We start from the raw sequence: 17,872 nt of genomic DNA on the forward strand, positions 1-17,872 counted from the left end.
CTCACTTCGGCGGGCGGAAGACGTACTGGAAGACGGGCGCGTCCTGCCCGGGCGGGTACTGCGCGTCCAGGAAGGCGAAGTACGCGTGGCCGGCAATGAACGCGTCCTTGAGGCTGTCGTAGAGGACGGCCACCTGCGTGGCGCGCCCGGACTCGTCCACCTGGACGCGCACCTTGAGGTTGCCCTTGAGCTCCGGCACCTCCTTGAGCCGCTCCATGTAGAGCGCCACCAGCCCCAGCGACACGCGGTTGTAGACCTGGTCCGCCGTCCCCCGGGCCGGGGTGGCGGGCAGGCGGAAGCGCTTCACGAGCGCCGCGGCCTCCCCTTCCGCCTCCGGCACCCGCCGCTCCGGGGCCGCGAGCGCCGCGCGGTACGCCCCCAGCGCGTCCTGGAACCGCTCCTGCTTCAGCACCAGCCGGGCCCGGCGCACGTGGACGTCGGAGCGCGCCGGGGCCCGCTCGGACGCCTTCACGAGGAAGCCTTCCGCGGCGGCCACGTCGCCCCGGGCCTCGGCCAGCTCCGCCAGCCGGAGCGCCGCTTCCGCGTCCCTGCCGTCCGCCTCCATGAGGCGCCCCAGGGCCTTCTCCTCGTCGGGACCCCGGCCCAGTTCCGCGTACAGCCGCGCCAACTGCCAGAGTGACGCGGGCTCCGCGCCCCCCAGCGCCACGTAGCGCTCCAGCGACGCCGCGGCCTTGTCCTTCTCCGCCGCCGCCAGCCACAGCCCGGCCTGGAGCCGGTGGGCCTCCCTGTCGCGCGGCTTGAGCGCGACGAGCTTGTCTCCGGCCACGGCGGCGGCGCGCACGTCGTTGCCCGCCTGGGCCAGCCGCGCCAGCGTCTTGAGGGCCTCGGGCTGCTCGGGCCAGGCCTCCACGGCGCGCGTCAGCTCCGCGCGCGCGTCGGCCTCGCGCCCCGGCTGCTGGGCGAGGAACAGCCCCAGCGCCGTGCGAATCTGCGGCGCGTCCAGCTTCGCGAGCGCCTCGCGGAAGCGGGCCTCCGCCTCCGCCGGCTTGCGCTCCGCCTGCAGCAGCATCGCCTCGGCCCACAGCGCGGGCGCGAAGCCGGGCGCCTGGCGTAGCGCGGTGGCGAGCACCCCGCGGGCCTCCGCCAGCATCCCCCAGCGCACGTAGATGAGCCCCATGCCCACGAGGGGCCAGGGGTTCTCCGGGTAGAGGGTGGAGAGCGCCTTCAGCTCGTTCCAGCACGCGTCCATGGGGAACAGCAACCACGCCCGGTACACGCGGGGCATGGAGTCGTGCGGCCGCTCCCGGGCCTGCTCGTCGAAGTCGTCCTCCAGCGCGCGGGCCCTGCCCTGCACGCGGGCCGTCTCGAGCTGGCGGAGCACCCCCATCACCTCCGCCTCCGGTGGCAGCGCCCGGCGCGAGGCCGCACCCCAGGCGGGGGCGGCCAGCACGAGCCACACGAGGGCCGATAGACGCAGGTACGGACGGGAGGCCATAAAAGCGCGGGGACCATACCAGACGGTCCCCGCGCCACGACTGCTCCCTTGCTCGGCGGTCCTACGAGACCCGACGGTCAGCCAATCTCGATCTTGCAGGTCGAGCTGCAGCCGTCGCGGCTGTTGGTGTTGCCGTCGTCGCACTCCTCGCCGCCCTCTTCCTGGCGGGTGCCGTCGCCGCAGCGCGGGCCCCACACGCAGCCACGGGCGCACTGGCCGTAGCCGCCGTCGTTCACCCCGTCATCGCACTCCTCGCCCTTGGTGGTGTCAACGATGCCGTCACCGCAGGTGGCGGTGCACTCGGTGCGGCGGGTGACGAAGTTGTTGAGGGTGAGCTTGTACGAGGAGGCGGTGGTGTGGCGCTCGGCCTGGAACACCACCACTTCGTAGATGCCGCCCACGCGCAGGTTCAGCTCGGTGGCCTTCTGCGACAGGGTGATGCTGCCGTCCTGCGCGCCGTGCACGCCGCCCAAATCGAGCGCCAGCTTCCCGTTGATGAACACCCACACGTCGTCGTCGCCGCGGAAGGTGAGCACCTCGGTGCCCTTGTACTCGAACCAGTAGCGGGCCTCGCTGGTGAAGCTGAAGTTGTGGTTGTTGTTGCGGGCGGGCTCGTCGCCGGACGCCACCCAGCCCTTGCCGTCGAGCGGGAAGAAGTTCGGGTTGTCGTACACGTACGAGCCGTTGGCCTGGCGGTTCAGCTCCAGCGTCCCGACGAGCGACTTGTTGACGTTCGTCACGTCCGTGTACCACTGGGCGAACGTGTCCTTGCCCGCGGTGGAGGCCGAGCCGCCCGTCGCCCGCGCGTACTGGGGCTTGCCGTCGGCGCCCAGCGCCACGGCGACGATGCCCGTCTCCCCCACGTTCTTGTTCTCGAAGTCGATGTGGCCCCGCGGCAGGGCGCTCGTGGCCGCCAGGTCATAGCCGCGGAAGTCGCGGTAGACGGTGGGGATGGAGACCTTCGCCGGCGGGTCCTGCGTGACGACGGTGCAGGCAAAGCCCTCCTCCAGGCGGCACGTCGGCGAGCAGCCGTCGTTGGCGCGGGTGTTGCCGTCGTCGCACTGCTCGGCCGTGCTGTTGGGCAGCATCACGCCATCACCGCACACGGACGTGCAGTTGCCGTCGGTGCCGCAGTCCGGCTCCTTCTTGCACTGGGGCGAGCAGCCGTCGCCCATGTCGTGGACCTTGACCGGGCCGTCGTCGCACTGCTCGGTGCCCTCGACCTTGCCGTCGCCGCAGACCGTGGTCTGGCAGACCTGGCCGAGGTTGGGGCACTTGTAGCCCTCCTCCAGGCGGCACAGCGCGCTGCAGCCGTCGCCCGCGGTGGCGTTGCCGTCCTCGCACTCCTCTTCACCGGCGATGATGCCGTCACCGCACTTCGCCGCGCGGCAGCGGCCACCGGACAGCGGGCAGTTGTAACCGGGCTCCACGGTGCACGTGGCGCTGCAGCCGTCGCCCGAGGTGATGTTGCGGTCGTCGCACGCCTCGGGCGCCTCGACCTTGCCGTTGCCACAACCCTGGGTGCGGACGCAGGGCTGGCCGGCCGTGTCGCAGGACCAGCCGGGCTCCACCTCGCTGCACGCCGCGCTGCAACCGTCGCCGCTCACCGTGTTGCCGTCGTCACAGGCCTCGGTGGACTGGCGCTCGAAGTCACCACACGTGACGGGGATGTCGTCGCCACCATCCACCCCGGAGTCGACGTCCGGATTGGAGCCGCCGTCCGGCTTGCTGGAGCCACCACCGCCACCACAGGCGGCGAGCGCAAAGAGGAGAGAAGCGAGCACGAGTCTCGCGAGTCGGGGAGTCGTAGGCCTGAGGGGGGTCAGCATGAACACAGATGCTGAAAGTGCTTGAAGCATGTGTCAATCCATCCATGAGGCCCGGCCTCTCGACGGCCCCCAAGCCGTGCAGGATTCACATACATGTGCAGGATGAGCGGACTTTCGCCCGGTCCGAGTGACTCGCGCCCACATGCACATCCATGCCGGGAGAGCAGCCATTCACGGCTTCCCCGCCGGGCTTCCAGGCGTGGCGGTAACACCGGAACGTCTGTATTCGCGTGTTTTCAGTCCGCCGTGTTGCGCAGGTACTGCGCGTAGAAGCGCACCGCGCCCGCGTAGCCCTGCACGGACACGCGCTCGTCGCGGCCGTGGAGGCGCGCCAGGTCGGCGCGCTCCAGGCGCAGGGGCATGAAGCGGTAGACGCTGTCGCTCAAGGCCGTGAAGTAGCGCGCGTCGGCGGCGCCCACCATGAGGTACGGCGCCACCAGGGACTCGGGGAACACCTGGCGGATGCTCCGCTGCAGCACGCCCCAGGCCTCCGAGTCCGTCCGCGACACCGGCGAGGGCTCGCTCTGGAAGGACAGCGTGCCCGCCTTCACCCGCGAGTCGTCCACCACGCGGCGCACGTGCTCGAGCACGCCCTCCACGGAGTCGCCGGGGAGGATGCGGAAGTTCACCACCGCGCGGGCTCGGGCCGGCAGCACGTTGTCCTTCACACTGCCCTCGAACATGGTGGCCGCGGTGGTGGTGCGCACCGCCGCGTTGGTGGAGGGCTGGGCGCTCAACTGGCGCACCACCAGCGGCTCGAAGAGCCACAGGTTGGCGAACACGAGCCGCATGCCGAACGGCATCTCCGGCCCCATGAAGTCGAAGAGGGCCCGGCTCCCGCCCCGCAGCCGGGCCGGCATCGGCTGCTCCTCCAGGCGCGTGACGGCGCGGCTGAGCACGCCCACGGCCGTCTGCTTCGGAGGCATGGACGAGTGGCCCCCCTCCCCCTCCACCACCAGCTCCACGCTGACGAAGCCCTTCTCCGCCACGCCCACCAGCGCCACCGGCGCCGTCACGCCCGGGACGGTGCCCGTGAGCATCATCCCGCCCTCGTCCAGCACGGACTCCAGCGTCACGCCGCGCTCGCGCAGCATCCGCGCCACGACTTCCGCGCCCCCGTGGCCGCCCACCTCCTCATCCCCGCCGAAGGCGAGCAGCACCGTGCGCTTCGGCGCGTGCCCCGCCGCGAGCAGCGCCTCCACCGCCTCCAGGATGGCCAGCACGCTGCCCTTGTCGTCCAGCGCGCCCCGGCCCCACACGTACCCGTCCGCCACGTCGCCACTGAACGGAGGGCGCGTCCAGGCGCCTTCCGTGCCGGGCTCCACCGGCACCACGTCCAGGTGCCCCACCAGCAGCACCGGGCGCAGCGAGGCGTCCGTGCCCTGCCACGTGTAGAGGGCGGAGTGGCGGCCCACGGCCTCGCGCTTCAGCGACGCGTGGACGCGGGGGAAGTGCTCCCGCAGGTAGTCGTGCAGCGCGGTGAAGGCGGCGTCGTTGGCGGGCGCCCCGTCCGACGCGGCCACCGTCTTCAGCCGCAGCGCCCCCGCGAGCCGGGCCGCCGCCGCGTCCGCGTCCACGGAGAACGGCGCCGCGGCCTCCACGGCCACCTGGCGGGAGGGGGCGGACAGCGTCCTCGTCACGAGGACGCCGGCCAGCAGGCACAGGCCGAGCAACAGCAGCAGCAGGAGGCGTTTCATCGAAGGGGCTCGCGAAGGGGGCGCCCTACGCTAACAGACCGGGAAATCCCCCTTTCGGGCCCTCCGGCATCTCATACTCCGAGAGGAATCCGACCCACACAGCCGCGAAAACCCCGAGAGAGTCTCATATTCAATTTTCCACTGTAAGTGTCAGGGAGTTCTCGTATATACGGACCTTCTCCGAGGGGTGGGTCCATGCAGATTCAGTCCATGACGAACCGGTGGGTCGTCCTTCTACTCATGGCGGGAGCGGTGTTGGTGGGGTGCGGTGGGAAGGCCGACGACACGGGGCTTCCGGGGGCCCCGTCCTCGGTGAAGGCCGACGCGGCGGACACCCTGGCCCTGGTGAAGTGGACGCCGCCGACGACGGACGGCGGCAACCCGCTCATGTACTACGTGGTCCGCTGCGAGCCGGCGTGCGGCGGCGCCATCGTCGCCGCGGACGAGATGCAGGCCACGGTGCGCGGCCTCAACAACGGCTTTCCCTACCTCTTCAAGGTGTCGGCGGTGAATGCGAAGGGCGAGGGCCCGGCCTCCATCCCCACGGAGGCAGTGACGCCCCTGGCCGGCGTCGAGGTGGCCAACCCCACCGTCCCGGGCCAGCCCCGCTCCGTGCGCGCGACGGCGGGCAACGGCGAGGCGTACGTGAGCTGGCTGGCGCCGGCCAGCTTCGGTGGGCGGACCCTGAGCTCCTACCGCGTCACCGCGGAGCCGGGGGGCGTCACGGTGACGGTGGACGCGCCGGCCGCGAGCGTCACCCTTCCCGGCCTCCTCAACGGCGTGCCCTACCGCTTCGAGGTGGTGGCCACCAACGCGGTGGGGGACGGCCCGGAAGTCTCCACCTCCCTGGTGCAGCCGCGCTCGGGCGGCGCGCCGACGAGCTGGGTGTCGGGCTACTACGTCGGCTACCAGCGCGCGCTGCTCCCGGTGGAGTCCGTGGACCTGTCGGGCATCACCCACCTCGTCGTCGGCCGCTTCAAGCCGGGCCACTGGGGCACGGTGAGCGCGGACCTGGACATCACCGACTACGAGGGCCCCGTCGTGGCGAAGGCGCTCGCCGAGCGCGCCCACGCGCACGGGCGCAAGGCACTGATGATGCTGGGGGGCTACGGCGAGCATGACCGCTTCCTGACCGCCACGACCGACGAGTCGCGTCCCATCCTGGTGAAGAACCTCATCAAGTTGATGGACGAGCTGGGCTACGACGGCATCGACGTGGACTGGGAGCCCATCAACCTGGCCGCGGAGACGCCCGAGGGCGCCGAGCCCCCGCCGGATGACGGCGAGCAGCTCCTGGCGCTGCTGGATGACCTGCGCGCCGCGCGGCCGGACATCATCCTCACCATGCCGGTGGACTGGCTGAACTCCAACTTCGGGATGAGCCCGGTCCGGGCGGAGTTCATGGGGCGGCTGGCCGCACGCGTCGACCAGATGAACATCATGTCCTACAAGATGAGCGGCAACTGGGGCAGCTGGGAGAGCTGGCACTCCAGCCCGCTCACGGACGACTCGCCCCACCGGCCCACCTCGGTGGCCAGCTCCGTCCAGGGCTACCTGGCGGCGGGGGTCCCCGCGGGGCGGCTGGGCGTGGGCATCGGCTTCTTCGGCACGTGCTGGCAGGGCGTGACGGAGCCGCGCACCCCGCTCGACGGCCGGCGGGACGTCGTCGAGGGGCAGAGCGACAACGCCATGAGCTACACCAACATCATGACGGAGTACTACGAGCCCGAGGCGTACCGCTGGGACGGCCAGGCGAAGTCTCCGTACCTGTCCTTCCCCTCCATGTACGGCCCCGGACACTGCAACTACATCTCCTACGAGGACGCGCAGTCCATCGCCGCCAAGGGGCGCTTCGCGCGCGAGCAGGGACTGGGGGGCACCATCCTGTGGACCATCAACCAGGGCCACCTGCCCCGGGCCGCCGAGGGGCAGAAGGACCCGCTCCTGCAGGCCGTGAAGCGCGCGTTCCTGGACCCGTGAGCCCGAAGGCGCCTCAGCGTTGGAGGCAGATTTCCCCGCTCGCCTCGTTGGCGAAGGTGGACGTGCCGGTGCCCTGGAAGAGGATGTAGCCGGTGGCCCCGGCGAAGATGCCGGTGCCACCCACGACGACGTCCCTCGCCCCGATGAGCCCGTTCGCCGTGTCCAGGATGCCCGTGTCGCGCGTCGTCAGCGTGCCGGCCTTCGTATGGAGGGTGAGCAGCCCGGAGTAGACCAGCGTCGTGGGCGCCTCGGTGGCCGCCGCCGGCTGGAGCGAGTCCGCCACGAAGCGGGTGCGCCCGTTGAGCAGCCCGTCCCCCTTGAATTCTCCCGTGGTGCAGATGCCCACCGGACTCTCACAGGCGCCGGCGCTGAGGGTGCTCGTCAACGTGCCGGAGACCTTCACGCACCTCGGCCTGGGACGCTCCCGGGCGGACGCGGACAGCCCCACCACCACGGCCCCCACCAGGACCGTCACCGCGAACCCACGAACACGCTTCAGCATAGTGCTCCCTCCCGTGAGGCCGGAAAGCTACAGCATGTCTGGCTTTCTGGGAGTGCCTTGCAGGCTGATGTCAGTGCTGCCCCCTCCTGGGATACGTGAAACCCACCTCCCGGCTGCCGCCTCGCGGACACCCGGCGCCGGGCGCGAAGTGCTGGTTCCAACAGGGACGCTGCCCCAGCATGCGCCCCATGGAAACCCACGGGCCCGTCACAGCGCTCACCATCGCCGGCTCGGACAGCGGGGGTGGCGCTGGCATCCAGGCCGACCTGAGCACCTTCGCGTTCCACCGCGTCCACGGCACCAGCGCCCTGACGGCCGTCACCGCGCAGAACACGCGGGGCGTCACCCGCGTGGACGTGCTGCCCGCTGCTTCCGTCGTCGCGCAAATCGACGCGGTGGCGACGGACATCGGCGCGGGCGCGGTAAAGACGGGCATGCTCGTCAACCCGGACATCATCACCGCGGTGGCCGGACGGCTGCGCGAATTGAAGCTGGGGCCGCTGGTGGTGGACCCGGTCATGGTGTCCCGGGCCGGCGCGCGGCTCATCGACGACGCGGCCGTGGGCGCACTGAAGGCCCTGCTGCTGCCGCTGGCCACGGTGGCCACACCCAACCGTCACGAGGCGGAATTGCTGGCGGGCCTGGAGCTGCACACGCTGGAGGACATGCGCGAGGCCGCGCGCCGCATCCACCGGCTCGGCCCCCGGGCGGTGCTCATCAAGGGCGGCGGCATGACGGGCGCCCTGCGTGGGACGGACGTCTGGTTCGACGGGGAGCGCCTGGAGACGCTGCACCTGCGCTCGGTGGAGACGCGCAACACCCACGGCACCGGGTGCACGCTGTCGGCGGCCATCGCCGCGCACCTGGCACTGGGGCGTGACGCCCTGGACGCCACCCGGCGCGCCAAGGCGTATGTCACCGCCGCGCTCGAGCACCCGCTGGCGCTGGGCAGCGGCCCCGGGCCCTTCAGCCACTTCTTCCCGCTGGACGGGTAGGCCCCCGCCAGCCGGGGCTCCCGGGCTCCGGGGCTGCGCTCCCCGGAGGCCGGTGCGCGGGCGCGCTACTTCGCGTCCTTCGCCTGCGCCGTCGCGCCCGGAACGGGGAAGCCGCGCTTGCGCATCAGCGCGTCGATGCCCGCGTCACGGCCGCGGAAGCCGCGGTAGGCCTCGGCAGGGTCCAGCGTGTTGCCCACGGAGAAGACATTCTTGCGCAGCCGCTCGGCCACGGCCCTGTCGTAGGCGCCCTTGCCCGCGGTGAAGGCCTCGAAGGCGTCCGCCGTCAGCGTGTCGGACCACAGGTAGCTGTAGTAGCCCGCCGAGTACCCGTCGCCGGCGAAGACGTGACCGAACTGCGGCGTGCGGTGCCGCATCACGATTTCCCTCGGCATGCCCAGCGACGTCAGCGTGTCGCGCTCGAAGGCATCCGGGTCGATGGGCTTGTCCCCCGCCAGATGCAGCTTCATGTCGATGAGCGCGCTCGACAGGTACTCCACCGTGCCGAAGCCCTGGTTGAACGTCGCGGCCTTCTCGATGCGGGACACCAGCGCCTTCGGAATGGGCTTCCCCGTCTGGTAGTGCAGCGCGTAGGTGTTGAGCACCTCGGGCGTGGACAGCCAGTGCTCCAGGAGCTGCGAGGGGAACTCCACGTAGTCGCGCGCCACGGAGGTGCCCGCCAGCGACGGGTACGTCACGTTGGAGCTGAGCCCGTGCAGCGCGTGGCCGAACTCGTGGAACAGCGTGGACGCGTCCTCCCAGCTGATGAGCACTGCTTCCCCGGGCGCGCCCTTCACGAAGTTGGAGTTGTTGGAGACAATCGTCGTGACTTCGCCGCGGAACCGCTCCTGGTTGCGGTACGCGTTCATCCACGCGCCGGAGCGCTTGCCGGGCCGCGCGTACGGGTCGAAGTACCAGAGCCCCACGTGGCGGCCGCTGGCCTTGTCCTTCACCTCCCAGACGCGCACGTCGGGGTGGTAGACGGGCACGTCGTCGACCTGGGTGAAGGCGAAGCCGAACAGCTCGCCCGCCACCCAGAACATGCCCTCGCGCAGCTTCTCCAGCTGCAGGTACGGCTTCACCTCGTTCTGGTCCAAATCATACTTCGCCTTGCGGACCTTCTCCGCGTAGTAGCGGTAGTCCCAGGGCTCGATTTTCAGCTTCGCGCCCTGCTTGTCCGCCACGGCCTGCATGTCCCGGACTTCCTCGTGGACACGGGCCACCGCGGGCTTCCAGACGGCCTCCATCAGCTCCATGGCGCGCTCGGGCGTCTTCGCCATGGTGTTCTCCAGCCGCCAGTGCGCGTGCGTCGCGTAGCCCAGCAGCTTCGCGCGCTCGGCGCGCAGCTTCAGCACCTCGGCGATGATGGCGTTGTTGTCGCGTGCGTCGCCGTTGTCACCGCGGTTGACGTAGTTGCGCCACACCTTCTCGCGCAGGTCGCGCCGGGCCGAGTACGTGAGGAACGGCTCCATGGACGAGCGCGTATTGGTGATGACCCACTTGCCCTTCAAGCCCCGCGACTCGGCCGCGGCCGCCGCGCCGGCGCGCACGGAGTCGGGCAGCCCCGCGAGGTCCGCCTCGGACTCCAGGACGACGGTGTAGCCCTCCTCCTCGGCCAGGACATTCTGGCTGAAGGACGTGTAGAGCGACGCGAGCCGCTGGTTGATGGCGGCCAGCTTCTGCTTCGCCGCCGCGTCCAGCTTCGCGCCCGAGCGGGCGAAGCGCGTGTAGTGCAGCCACGTGAGCCGCTGCTGCTCGGGCGTCAGCTTCGCCTTGTCGGGCGAGTTGTAGACGGCCTCGATGCGCTTGAAGAGCCCCGCGTTCTGGTAGATTTCATCGTCGAAGGCCGCGAGCTTCGGCGCCATCTCCCGCTGGAGCGCCTGGACCTCCGGGGAGGCCATGGTCGAGCTCCACACGCCGTAGAGCGTCTCCACGTCGGAGAACGTCTTCCCGGCCGCCTCCAGCGCGACGATGGTGTTCTCGAACGTCGGCGGGACGGCCGTGTCGACGATGGCTGCGATTTCCCGGCGGTTCTCCTCCATGGCCGCCTCGAGCGCGGGCTTGAACTGCGCCACCTGGACCTGGGCGAACGGCGGCAACCCACCGTGCGGCCCGGCCCACTTCGCGAGCAGCGGGTTCGACGGGGCGGCGGGCGCCGTGGAGCCAGACGGGGCAGTGGAAGGGGTGGAGGCAGACGGGGCGGAAGCCATGTTCTGGGACTCCTGGGCGGGCGGGGTCGTCGTGGCGCAACCGGCGGATGCGAGCACGGCCATGCCCGCACCGGCGAAGAGGAGCTTACGCATGAGAAGGGGGTCTCCCAACGAAAGGGTGGCTGTCTGGTAGGGGCGGAGCCTGGCGGCGGCCCGCCGCGAACCGTAGGACGGAATCGCGGCGCCCCCAACACGCCCGCCTGCCCGCCTCTTCCCGAGTCCCCCACGCCTCCCCACGGCGAGGCCCAGCCGCGCTGAGCCCCCCACCCATGCCGAGCCTCCCCCCACGCCTCGCCGCGCTGCCATGGCGGGGGCCCGCCCTCCACCTCGCCCCCCGGTGGAGCACGCGGTGTGTCATCTTCCCGGAGGCGCGAACGACCCTCCCCGCCCAGCCGTTCTCCCCATGGCCATGACCGTGACGAGCTCCCTGAAAGACCGCATCGAGAACCCGGAGTTGCTGACCAGGGTCGTCCCTGTCGAGGAGGCCGTGAAGCACGTGGCCGACGGCAGCACGGTGGCCATCAGCGGCTTCACCAAATCGGGCGAGCCGAAGACCTTCCTTCCGGCCCTGGCCTGGTACTTCTCGCAGCAACTGCCGCAGGCGGGCATCACCCTGCTGTCCGGCGCCTCGCTGTCAGAGAACGTGGAGGGCCCCCTGGCGCCCTTCATCCGCAAGCGCGGTCCGTACATGTCGTCGGCCGCGTCGCGCCAGCGCATCCACGCCGGGGAGATGGACTTCACCGACGTCCACCTGTCCGCCTTCGCGCGCAACCTGATGTACGGCTTCTACGGCGACATCGACGTGGCCGTGGTGGAGGTGTCGCGCATCCGGCCCGACGGGAGCGTCATCCTCACCTCCTCGGTGGGCATCAGCGTGGAGGCGCTCGCCCGCGCGAAGAAGATTGTCCTCGAGGTGAACACGGCGGTGCCGGACTACACGGGCTTCCACGACATCGTCCCGCCCGCGGTGCACCCGCATGTGGGCTGGCCGCTGCCGGTGGTGAACGTGAGAGACCGCATCGGCACGCCGTACGTGGAGTTCGACTTGAGCAAGGTAGTGGCGGTGGTGGAGTCCCGCACGCCCGACCACCCGGTGCCCTTCAAGGCGGCGGACGACACGGACAAGCGCATCGCGCGCAACGTGGTCGACTTCCTGCTCCAGTGCCGCGAGCAGTTCCACTGGGGCAAGCGCCTGCCGCCCATCCAGTCCGGCGTAGGCAACGTGGCCAACGCCATCATCGGCGAACTCTACGACTCACCCTTCCAGAAGATTCGATTCTGGACCGAGGTGTTCCAGGACGGAATGCTGCGTTACGTGGAGGACGACGCGAAGTTCGAATACGCATCCGCCACCGCGGTGTCCTTCTCCTCCGAGGGGCGCCAGCGCTTCATGCAGCTGTTCGAGCGGTGCCGCGACAGACTGGTGCTGCGGCCCATGTGGCTGTCCAACAGCCCGGAAATCATCTCCCGGCTGTTCGTCATCGCGATGAACACCCCCATCGAGGTGGACATCTACGGGCACGTCAACTCCACGCACATCGACGGCTCGCGCATCGTCAACGGGCTGGGCGGCTCGGGAGACTTCTTCCGCAACGCGTACCTCAGCATCGTCCACACGCCGTCCACGCGCCGGCTGAAGGACGGGCGGACGGTGAGCTGTGTGATGCCGTACGTGCGGCACATCGACCACACCGAGCACGACATCAAGTGCGTCGTCACCGAGCAGGGCTACGCGCTCAACATGGACATCCGCTCCCCGAAGCGGCGGGCGCAGGACATCATCGAGCGGTGCGCCCACCCGCACTTCCGGCCGCTGTTGCACGCATACCTGGCCATGTCGGGGGCTGGCGATGAGCCCCGCGCCACGGACATGCAGGCCCTGAACGGCTGGTGGCAGGACTACGACGCCGCGTGCCGCGCCTTTCCGGCGAGCCGGTGATGGTGGAGCGCAACGGACGCGAAGCCTGGCCCCCCGAGGTGTCCGAGCAGATGCGCGAGGTGGACCGGCTGCGGAGGAGCGGCCGGTACGCGTCGGCGCTCGCGCTCATCCGACAGCTCGCGGAGGCGCACCCGAGACAGGTGCGCATCCTGAGCGAGCTGGGGCAGACGCTGGGCATCTGGGGTGGAGCGCCGGCGGAGGCGCTCGTCTGGTACGAGCGCGTGTTGGAGCTTGCGCCCGGACACAACACCACGCGGCTGCACCGCGCGCTCTCGCTGGCCCGGCTGGGGCGGCATGCGGAGGCGGTGGCGGACTTCGACGCGTTGGTGGCCGGCGGTTACCGCAAGGCGCTCGTCATCCACATGAAGCGCGCGGAGTCGCTGGAGGTGCTGGGCCGGGATGTGGAGGCGGAGCGCGACTGGACGCTGGCGCTCGAGGAGGACCCGGACAATCCGTGGCTGCTCCAGCAGCGCGCCAGCGTGAGGACTCGCCTGGGGCGGTTGGCGGAGGCGGTGACGGACCTCACGGATGCACTCGCCACGCAGGAGGGTGAGGACGTGGACCCGGAGTTGCTGCGGGAGCGCGGGGCGCTGCGGACGCGGCTGGGAGACGTAGAGGGCGCGCGCGTGGACTTCGAAGCGGGGCTCGCGGCGTTTCGAGAGGGCGACCCGCCGGGATTGCTGGATGCGCTGCGAGCAGGGCTCGCGGACGCCACGCGCCGCTGACACGCGGTGGCTCCATTCGAGAGGGCAGCGCCAGCCGCGTCCGGAGCCAGGGGACTCCTCGCAAGCGGAACCACCGTGAGGCAGCAGGTAGCACGAGCGCCTGGAGCGGCAGGCGACCTGGGTCCGAGCCAGCACCGGGCACGCGACGACCACCGGCGCCTCCTGCGACTGGGGCGCGGAAGCCGCGGCGAGGCCGCCAGACATCACGGATGGAAGCTGGGTGGCGCCTGAAGGAGGGGTGTCCGTCCCCTGGGGCTCGGAGTCCTTGACGAGCGCCAGGGCGCGCCAGAGAACCGTTGCCGAGGCGAGGACCTCGGCTTCCGTCACCAACGCGCCCTCCTCGGCCGGCGCGCGTACCAATTCCACGAGCGCTCCCCATACCAGGCCCTCGCCCACCCGGGCGCTCCCCGGTGCCAGCGCCCCTTCACGTTCGCCTTGCTCCAGGACCTCGCGCACCATCGCCCGCGCCGCCCTGCCGTGCGACTGCTGCCCAAGCGCGCGTGGCGCACGCGGCCCGGAATCGTGGAGCTCATGCGGCCCCAGGTCATCTGCCCCGGCAGCATCTGGCTCGCACGGCACGGAGACCTCCGACTCATGCGCCCCCGTCGTAGCTGACCAGCAGACGTCTGACTCATGCGGCCCCGGGGCACCGCCCCCGGTGGTGACTGGCGCATAGGCCTCTTGAGCAGGTGCCAGGAGCGGCCCGAGTCCGCGTGGCATGTACGGACTCAACGCGTAGGGCGCATGGGGCCCAGGGGCATAGGGGTGCCAGTGCAGAAAGGTGAAGGCGAAGAGGCCGGGCTCCTCCAGGGCCGCACTGACCAGCTCCCACCAGAAGGAGAAGAAGGCCTGGCGGAAGTCCACGCCCTGCCTGCCGTGCTCACACTCGAAACCGCTGCGCGCCCGGATGCACAGGGTATTCTCGGCGAAGTCCCTCACCGCCAGCGCGAAGCCTCGCTTGCTGCCGTAGCGCCGGTAGAGCGTACCCACCGACACGCGCAGCGCCCGGGCCAATTCCGAGGCGTGCACGTTGTCGTACCCCCGAAGCGCCAACAACCCCGCCGCCTCGCACATGGCGTCGACGCGCATCTGCTCCAGAATTCCCATGCCCCTTCCCCCTGCCCCTCCGGGCGACTCACGGCTGGAAGTAACGTTCCTTCCACGCGCACCGGTCTACCGGGTGGGTCTGACATGGGGTTGGCAACCGGTGGCGGTGGCGAGGGAGGGAGCAGCTCGCAACGCCGGCTCAGGCCCGGCGCGTTCCGCTCCTGCCGCCCAGGTGGAGTGGACCTGTAGCCCTGCGAGCTCCGGCCCTCGCGAGGTCCGGGGATTCGGAGCCAGGTCGTATCAGTCGCAGCATTCCGTCGCGGCCAACACCATCAAACTGGCTTGACTGGTTGAACATCTGCAGGCGCGTCCCAATCATTGCTGGAACCTCGCGCTGCAGGTCTCGTCGTGGAGGACACGGCAGGCTGCGAGCAATGACGTTGCCTCATCGCGCCGAGCTGCTCGCGGACATCGCGCTGGTACACGACTTCGTGAACACCCTGGACGTGGAGAAGCGCACCGACGAGGCCTCCACCCCGGCGGCGCTCGCCACGTGGTTCCGCGGCCGGGACTGCTGGCTCCGGGAGACACGGTGTCGCCCGAGTCCTTCTCGGCGGCCATCCAGGTCCGCGAGGCGCTGCGAGCCGTGATGCTCGCGCACAACGGTGAGCCCGTGCGTCCGGAAGAACTGAAGACACTGGACCGGGTGGCGGCGGCCAGCCCGCTCACCGTGGTTTCGGCCCCGAAGGCGTCACGCTGCGCGCGCCGGCGCAGGACGGGTGGAAGGCGCTGAGAGCATCTTCGTGGCGGTGGCCACCGCTGGTGGACGACACCACCTCTCGGTGGATGGCGTCACCCGCCCGGTGGACCGGCGGTCAACGACTCCACGCGGGCCGTGCTGATGCGCGGCACCTCGGGATGAGGAGTCCGAGCCCTATGCCGCGACGTCCGCCTCGGGAGAGCGGCGCACCTTCGCGAGCGCGGCGACGAGCACCTCCGGCCCCGCGCCCGACTTGTGCGCGTTCTCGCTCAGGTGCCTGCGCCATGCGCGCGCCCCGGGCAGCCCCTGGAAGAGCCCGAGCATGTGCCGGGTGATGGCCCCCAGCGGCGCCCCCTGCCGCATGCGCCGCTCGACGTACGGAAGCATCGCCTCCACGATGGCGTGCCGCTCGGGCGGGGCCTCCTGTGCGCCGAAGAAGCGGCGGTCCGCCTCGGCCAGCAGATAGGGGCTCTCGTAGACGGCGCGGCCCATCATCACCCCGTCCACGTGCTTCAGGTGGTCGGCGGCGGCGTCCATCGTCTTGATGCCGCCATTGATGCTGATGTCCAGGTGCGGGAACTCGGACTTGAGCCGGTAGACGAGCTCGTAGCGCAGCGGGGGCACGTCCCGGTTCTCCTTCGGGCTCAGCCCCTGCAACCACGCCTTGCGCGCGTGCACGATGAAGCGCGAGCAACCCGCGGCGGAGACCTTGCGCACGAAGTCCTCCAGCGTCGGCCACTCGTCCAGGTCGTCGATGGCGATGCGCGACTTCACCGTCACCGGGATGCTGACGGCCTCACGCATGGCACCCACGAGGCGGGCGACGAGGTCCGGCTCCGCCATCAGGCACGCGCCGAAGCGGCCGGACTGGACGCGGTCGCTCGGGCAGCCGCAGTTGAGGTTGATTTCGTCGTAGCCCCACTCCTGGCCGATGCGCGCCGACTCGGCGAGCGCGGCGGGCTCGGAACCTCCCAACTGGAGCGCCACGGGGTGCTCCGCGGGCTCGTAGCCCAGCAGTCGCTCCCTGTCTCCGTGGATGACGGCGCCGGTGGTCACCATCTCCGTGTAGAGGAGCGTGTGGCGGCTGAGCAGCCGGTGGAAGTACCGGCAGTTCCGGTCCGTCCAGTCCATCATCGGCGCGACACACAGCGGCATGGGGCGAGGCGGCATCATGGAAGAACCCGGGGAAGCACCTGGAGCGTCCCTCGAAGCTGGCCGCTCCCCTGGCGGTTGCATCTACCCGGCTTTCCCGCCCCTGCCCACCCCTCTTTGACGCCTGGACGCACGGACAGGGAGGAGGCGGACACCCGTCCCCTGTAGGCTTGCGCCCGTGTCCCCGAGCCCTCCCCTCCTGGATGACATGTTGCTCTTCGTCGAAGTCGTTGCGACGGGCGGCATCACCGCCGCCGCCGAGCGGCTGGGCCTGCGCAAGTCCACCGTGAGCCGCCGCCTCGCCGCGCTGGAGGAGCGGCTGGGCATCCGCCTGCTCGAGCGCAATACGCGCCGGCTGCGGCTCACCGAGGCGGGCCGCGACTACCACGCGCACTGCGCGCGGCTCGTCGCCGAGGCCCGCGAAGTCAATCGCGCGGTGAGCGAGTCCCGGGGCACGCCCCAGGGCACGCTGCGCATCGCCACCCTGTCCCTGCTCGGCGAACTGCTCACGCCCCTCATCTCCGAGTTCCTCCTGCGCCAGCCACGGATGCGCGTGGAGGTGTCGCTCGCCGAGGCCCACGTGGACCTCATCGCCGAGGAGTATGACCTGGCGCTGCGCACCGGGCCGCTCGCGGACTCCACGCTGGTGGCCCGCCGGCTCGGGCGCCTGCGCACGGGCTACTACGCCAGCCCCTCGTACCTGGGCCGCCACGGCACCCCACACACGGCCGACGAGTTGCGGGGCCACGAGTGCGTGCTCCTCGCCGAGCCGGGCACGGACGAGGTCTGGTACTTCGGCGAGGGCCGGCGCGCGAAGACGGTGCCCGTGGCGGGCCGGCTGCGCGTGCCGAGCGTGCGCGCCGGACAGACGGCCGCGCGCGCGGGGCTGGGCGTGGTGCGGCTTCCCGCGTCGCTCGTCGTGGACGACGTGCGCGGGGGAATGCTCGTCCCCGTGCTGGAAGACGTGACGCCCCCGGGCATCCCCGTGTTCGCCGTCTACCCCAGCAGCCGCCAGCTCCCACCCAAGGTGCGCGCCTTCCTCACGCTGCTGTCCGAGCGCAGCGCCACGCTGCCCTGGGAGCCGGAAGCCTAGGGTCCGGGGCGCTTCGCGGAACAATGCGTTGCGCCAGGGGCTCTCGTCCCCGCGCGCCCCCGCCATTAGACCTTTCTCCACACCGAGGCGCCGGACCGTGCGGGCCGCGCCTCCCGAGGAGGAAACGTCATGGCGGGGAATGTCATCGAGCTGGCGGATGCGGACTTCCGGCGCGAGGTGCTCGAAGCGGAGGAGCCGGTGGTGGTGGACTTCACGGCCGCGTGGTGCCCTCCGTGCCGCATCATCGCACCCATGCTGGACGCACTGTCCACGGAGTGGCGGGGACGGATGAAGTTCACGAAAATCTCCACCGACTCGCACATGGAGACGGCGCAGCAGTACGGCATCCGCGCCATGCCCACCCTGCTCGTCTTCAAGGACGGCAAGGTGGTGAAGCAGCTCGTCGGGGCCATGCCGCGCAAGCGCCTGGAGGAGGAGCTGCGCCCGTTCCTCGGAGAGGTCTCCCTCACGGCGGCGTTCTGAGGCGCTC

General features: G+C 70.8%; 13 protein-coding genes and 1 pseudogene. 7 read left to right on the forward strand and 7 right to left on the reverse strand.

What is annotated here, in order from left to right; all coding sequences use genetic code 11:
- Nucleotide 1 precedes the first annotated feature (1 nt).
- From OV427_RS07775 to OV427_RS07785, 3 genes are all read right to left on the reverse strand, one after another.
- Nucleotides 2–1,456 (reverse strand): hypothetical protein, encoded by a 1,455-nt coding sequence (locus OV427_RS07775; RefSeq protein ID WP_267855470.1) that lies wholly within the window; start codon nt 1,454–1,456, stop codon nt 2–4.
- A 77-nt stretch (nt 1,457–1,533) separates the two neighbouring features.
- Nucleotides 1,534–3,285, reverse strand: coding sequence for a DUF4215 domain-containing protein (locus tag OV427_RS07780; protein WP_267855471.1), 1,752 nt, complete (start codon nt 3,283–3,285; stop codon nt 1,534–1,536).
- A 236-nt stretch (nt 3,286–3,521) separates the two neighbouring features.
- Nucleotides 3,522–4,982: a M20 family peptidase gene (locus tag OV427_RS07785; protein ID WP_267855472.1), complete on the reverse strand. Its 1,461-nt coding sequence runs from the start codon at nt 4,980–4,982 to the stop codon at nt 3,522–3,524.
- A gap of 195 nt (nt 4,983–5,177) precedes the next feature.
- On the opposite strand from OV427_RS07785, the gene OV427_RS07790 reads away from it, so the two are divergent.
- Nucleotides 5,178–6,962: a glycosyl hydrolase family 18 protein gene (locus OV427_RS07790; RefSeq protein ID WP_267855473.1), complete on the forward strand. Its 1,785-nt coding sequence runs from the start codon at nt 5,178–5,180 to the stop codon at nt 6,960–6,962.
- Nucleotides 6,963–6,975: 13 nt separating this feature from the next.
- Here the strand turns inward: OV427_RS07790 and OV427_RS07795 are convergent, their stop codons facing one another.
- Nucleotides 6,976–7,464, reverse strand: coding sequence for a hypothetical protein (locus tag OV427_RS07795; protein WP_267855474.1), 489 nt, complete (start codon nt 7,462–7,464; stop codon nt 6,976–6,978).
- 179 nt (nt 7,465–7,643) lie between these two features.
- Between OV427_RS07795 and thiD the strand changes: the two genes are divergently transcribed.
- Nucleotides 7,644–8,459, forward strand: coding sequence for a bifunctional hydroxymethylpyrimidine kinase/phosphomethylpyrimidine kinase (thiD, locus tag OV427_RS07800; RefSeq protein ID WP_267855475.1), 816 nt, complete (start codon nt 7,644–7,646; stop codon nt 8,457–8,459).
- 65 nt (nt 8,460–8,524) lie between these two features.
- On the opposite strand, the gene OV427_RS07805 is transcribed toward thiD, so the two are convergent.
- Entirely contained in the window at nt 8,525–10,759 is a 2,235-nt protein-coding gene (locus OV427_RS07805) for a M3 family metallopeptidase (protein WP_267855476.1), read from the reverse strand.
- 316 nt (nt 10,760–11,075) lie between these two features.
- On the opposite strand from OV427_RS07805, the gene OV427_RS07810 reads away from it, so the two are divergent.
- Both OV427_RS07810 and OV427_RS07815 read left to right on the forward strand, forming a co-directional pair.
- Nucleotides 11,076–12,605 (forward strand): acetyl-CoA hydrolase/transferase C-terminal domain-containing protein, encoded by a 1,530-nt coding sequence (locus tag OV427_RS07810; protein WP_267863388.1) that lies wholly within the window; start codon nt 11,076–11,078, stop codon nt 12,603–12,605.
- Nucleotides 12,578–13,330, forward strand: coding sequence for a tetratricopeptide repeat protein (locus OV427_RS07815; protein ID WP_267855477.1), 753 nt, complete (start codon nt 12,578–12,580; stop codon nt 13,328–13,330). The genes OV427_RS07810 and OV427_RS07815 overlap by 28 nt, the downstream gene beginning before the upstream one ends.
- A gap of 948 nt (nt 13,331–14,278) precedes the next feature.
- On the opposite strand, the pseudogene OV427_RS50740 reads toward OV427_RS07815, so the two are convergent.
- Nucleotides 14,279–14,437, reverse strand: a pseudogene (locus tag OV427_RS50740) (helix-turn-helix domain-containing protein); the annotation flags it as partial.
- Nucleotides 14,438–14,930: 493 nt separating this feature from the next.
- Here OV427_RS50740 and OV427_RS07820 point away from each other — a divergent pair.
- On the forward strand, nt 14,931–15,170 hold the full coding sequence (locus tag OV427_RS07820; protein ID WP_267855478.1) for an ABATE domain-containing protein: 240 nt from the start codon (nt 14,931–14,933) through the stop codon (nt 15,168–15,170).
- Nucleotides 15,171–15,311: 141 nt separating this feature from the next.
- Here the strand turns inward: OV427_RS07820 and dusA are convergent, their stop codons facing one another.
- Nucleotides 15,312–16,310, reverse strand: coding sequence for a tRNA dihydrouridine(20/20a) synthase DusA (gene dusA, locus OV427_RS07825; protein ID WP_267855479.1), 999 nt, complete (start codon nt 16,308–16,310; stop codon nt 15,312–15,314).
- A gap of 187 nt (nt 16,311–16,497) precedes the next feature.
- Here dusA and OV427_RS07830 point away from each other — a divergent pair, with 187 nt between their 5' ends.
- Together OV427_RS07830 and trxA are read left to right on the forward strand one after the other, a co-directional pair.
- Nucleotides 16,498–17,382 carry a LysR family transcriptional regulator gene (locus tag OV427_RS07830; protein WP_267855480.1) on the forward strand — a complete coding sequence of 295 codons (885 nt, stop codon included), beginning with the start codon at nt 16,498–16,500 and terminating at the stop codon, nt 17,380–17,382.
- A 129-nt stretch (nt 17,383–17,511) separates the two neighbouring features.
- Entirely contained in the window at nt 17,512–17,865 is a 354-nt protein-coding gene (gene trxA / locus OV427_RS07835; RefSeq protein WP_267855481.1) for a thioredoxin, read from the forward strand.
- Nucleotides 17,866–17,872: the final 7 nt, after the last annotated feature.

It is taken from the genome of Pyxidicoccus sp. MSG2, assembly GCF_026626705.1.
In the GTDB taxonomy this organism is placed as follows: domain Bacteria; phylum Myxococcota; class Myxococcia; order Myxococcales; family Myxococcaceae; genus Myxococcus.

Excerpts from the sequence above, each read along its gene's own strand:
- OV427_RS07775 (WP_267855470.1), bottom strand. The coding sequence starts at position 1,456 with ATGGCCTCCCGTCCGTACCTGCGTCTATCGGCCCTCGTGTGGCTCGTG.
- OV427_RS07780 (WP_267855471.1), bottom strand. The coding sequence starts at position 3,285 with ATGCTGACCCCCCTCAGGCCTACGACTCCCCGACTCGCGAGACTCGTG.
- OV427_RS07785 (WP_267855472.1), bottom strand. The coding sequence starts at position 4,982 with ATGAAACGCCTCCTGCTGCTGCTGTTGCTCGGCCTGTGCCTGCTGGCC.
- OV427_RS07790 (WP_267855473.1), top strand. The coding sequence starts at position 5,178 with ATGCAGATTCAGTCCATGACGAACCGGTGGGTCGTCCTTCTACTCATG.
- OV427_RS07795 (WP_267855474.1), bottom strand. The coding sequence starts at position 7,464 with ATGCTGAAGCGTGTTCGTGGGTTCGCGGTGACGGTCCTGGTGGGGGCC.
- thiD (WP_267855475.1), top strand. The coding sequence starts at position 7,644 with ATGCGCCCCATGGAAACCCACGGGCCCGTCACAGCGCTCACCATCGCC.
- OV427_RS07805 (WP_267855476.1), bottom strand. The coding sequence starts at position 10,759 with ATGCGTAAGCTCCTCTTCGCCGGTGCGGGCATGGCCGTGCTCGCATCC.
- OV427_RS07810 (WP_267863388.1), top strand. The coding sequence starts at position 11,076 with ATGACCGTGACGAGCTCCCTGAAAGACCGCATCGAGAACCCGGAGTTG.
- dusA (WP_267855479.1), bottom strand. The coding sequence starts at position 16,310 with ATGATGCCGCCTCGCCCCATGCCGCTGTGTGTCGCGCCGATGATGGAC.
- OV427_RS07830 (WP_267855480.1), top strand. The coding sequence starts at position 16,498 with ATGTTGCTCTTCGTCGAAGTCGTTGCGACGGGCGGCATCACCGCCGCC.
- trxA (WP_267855481.1), top strand. The coding sequence starts at position 17,512 with ATGGCGGGGAATGTCATCGAGCTGGCGGATGCGGACTTCCGGCGCGAG.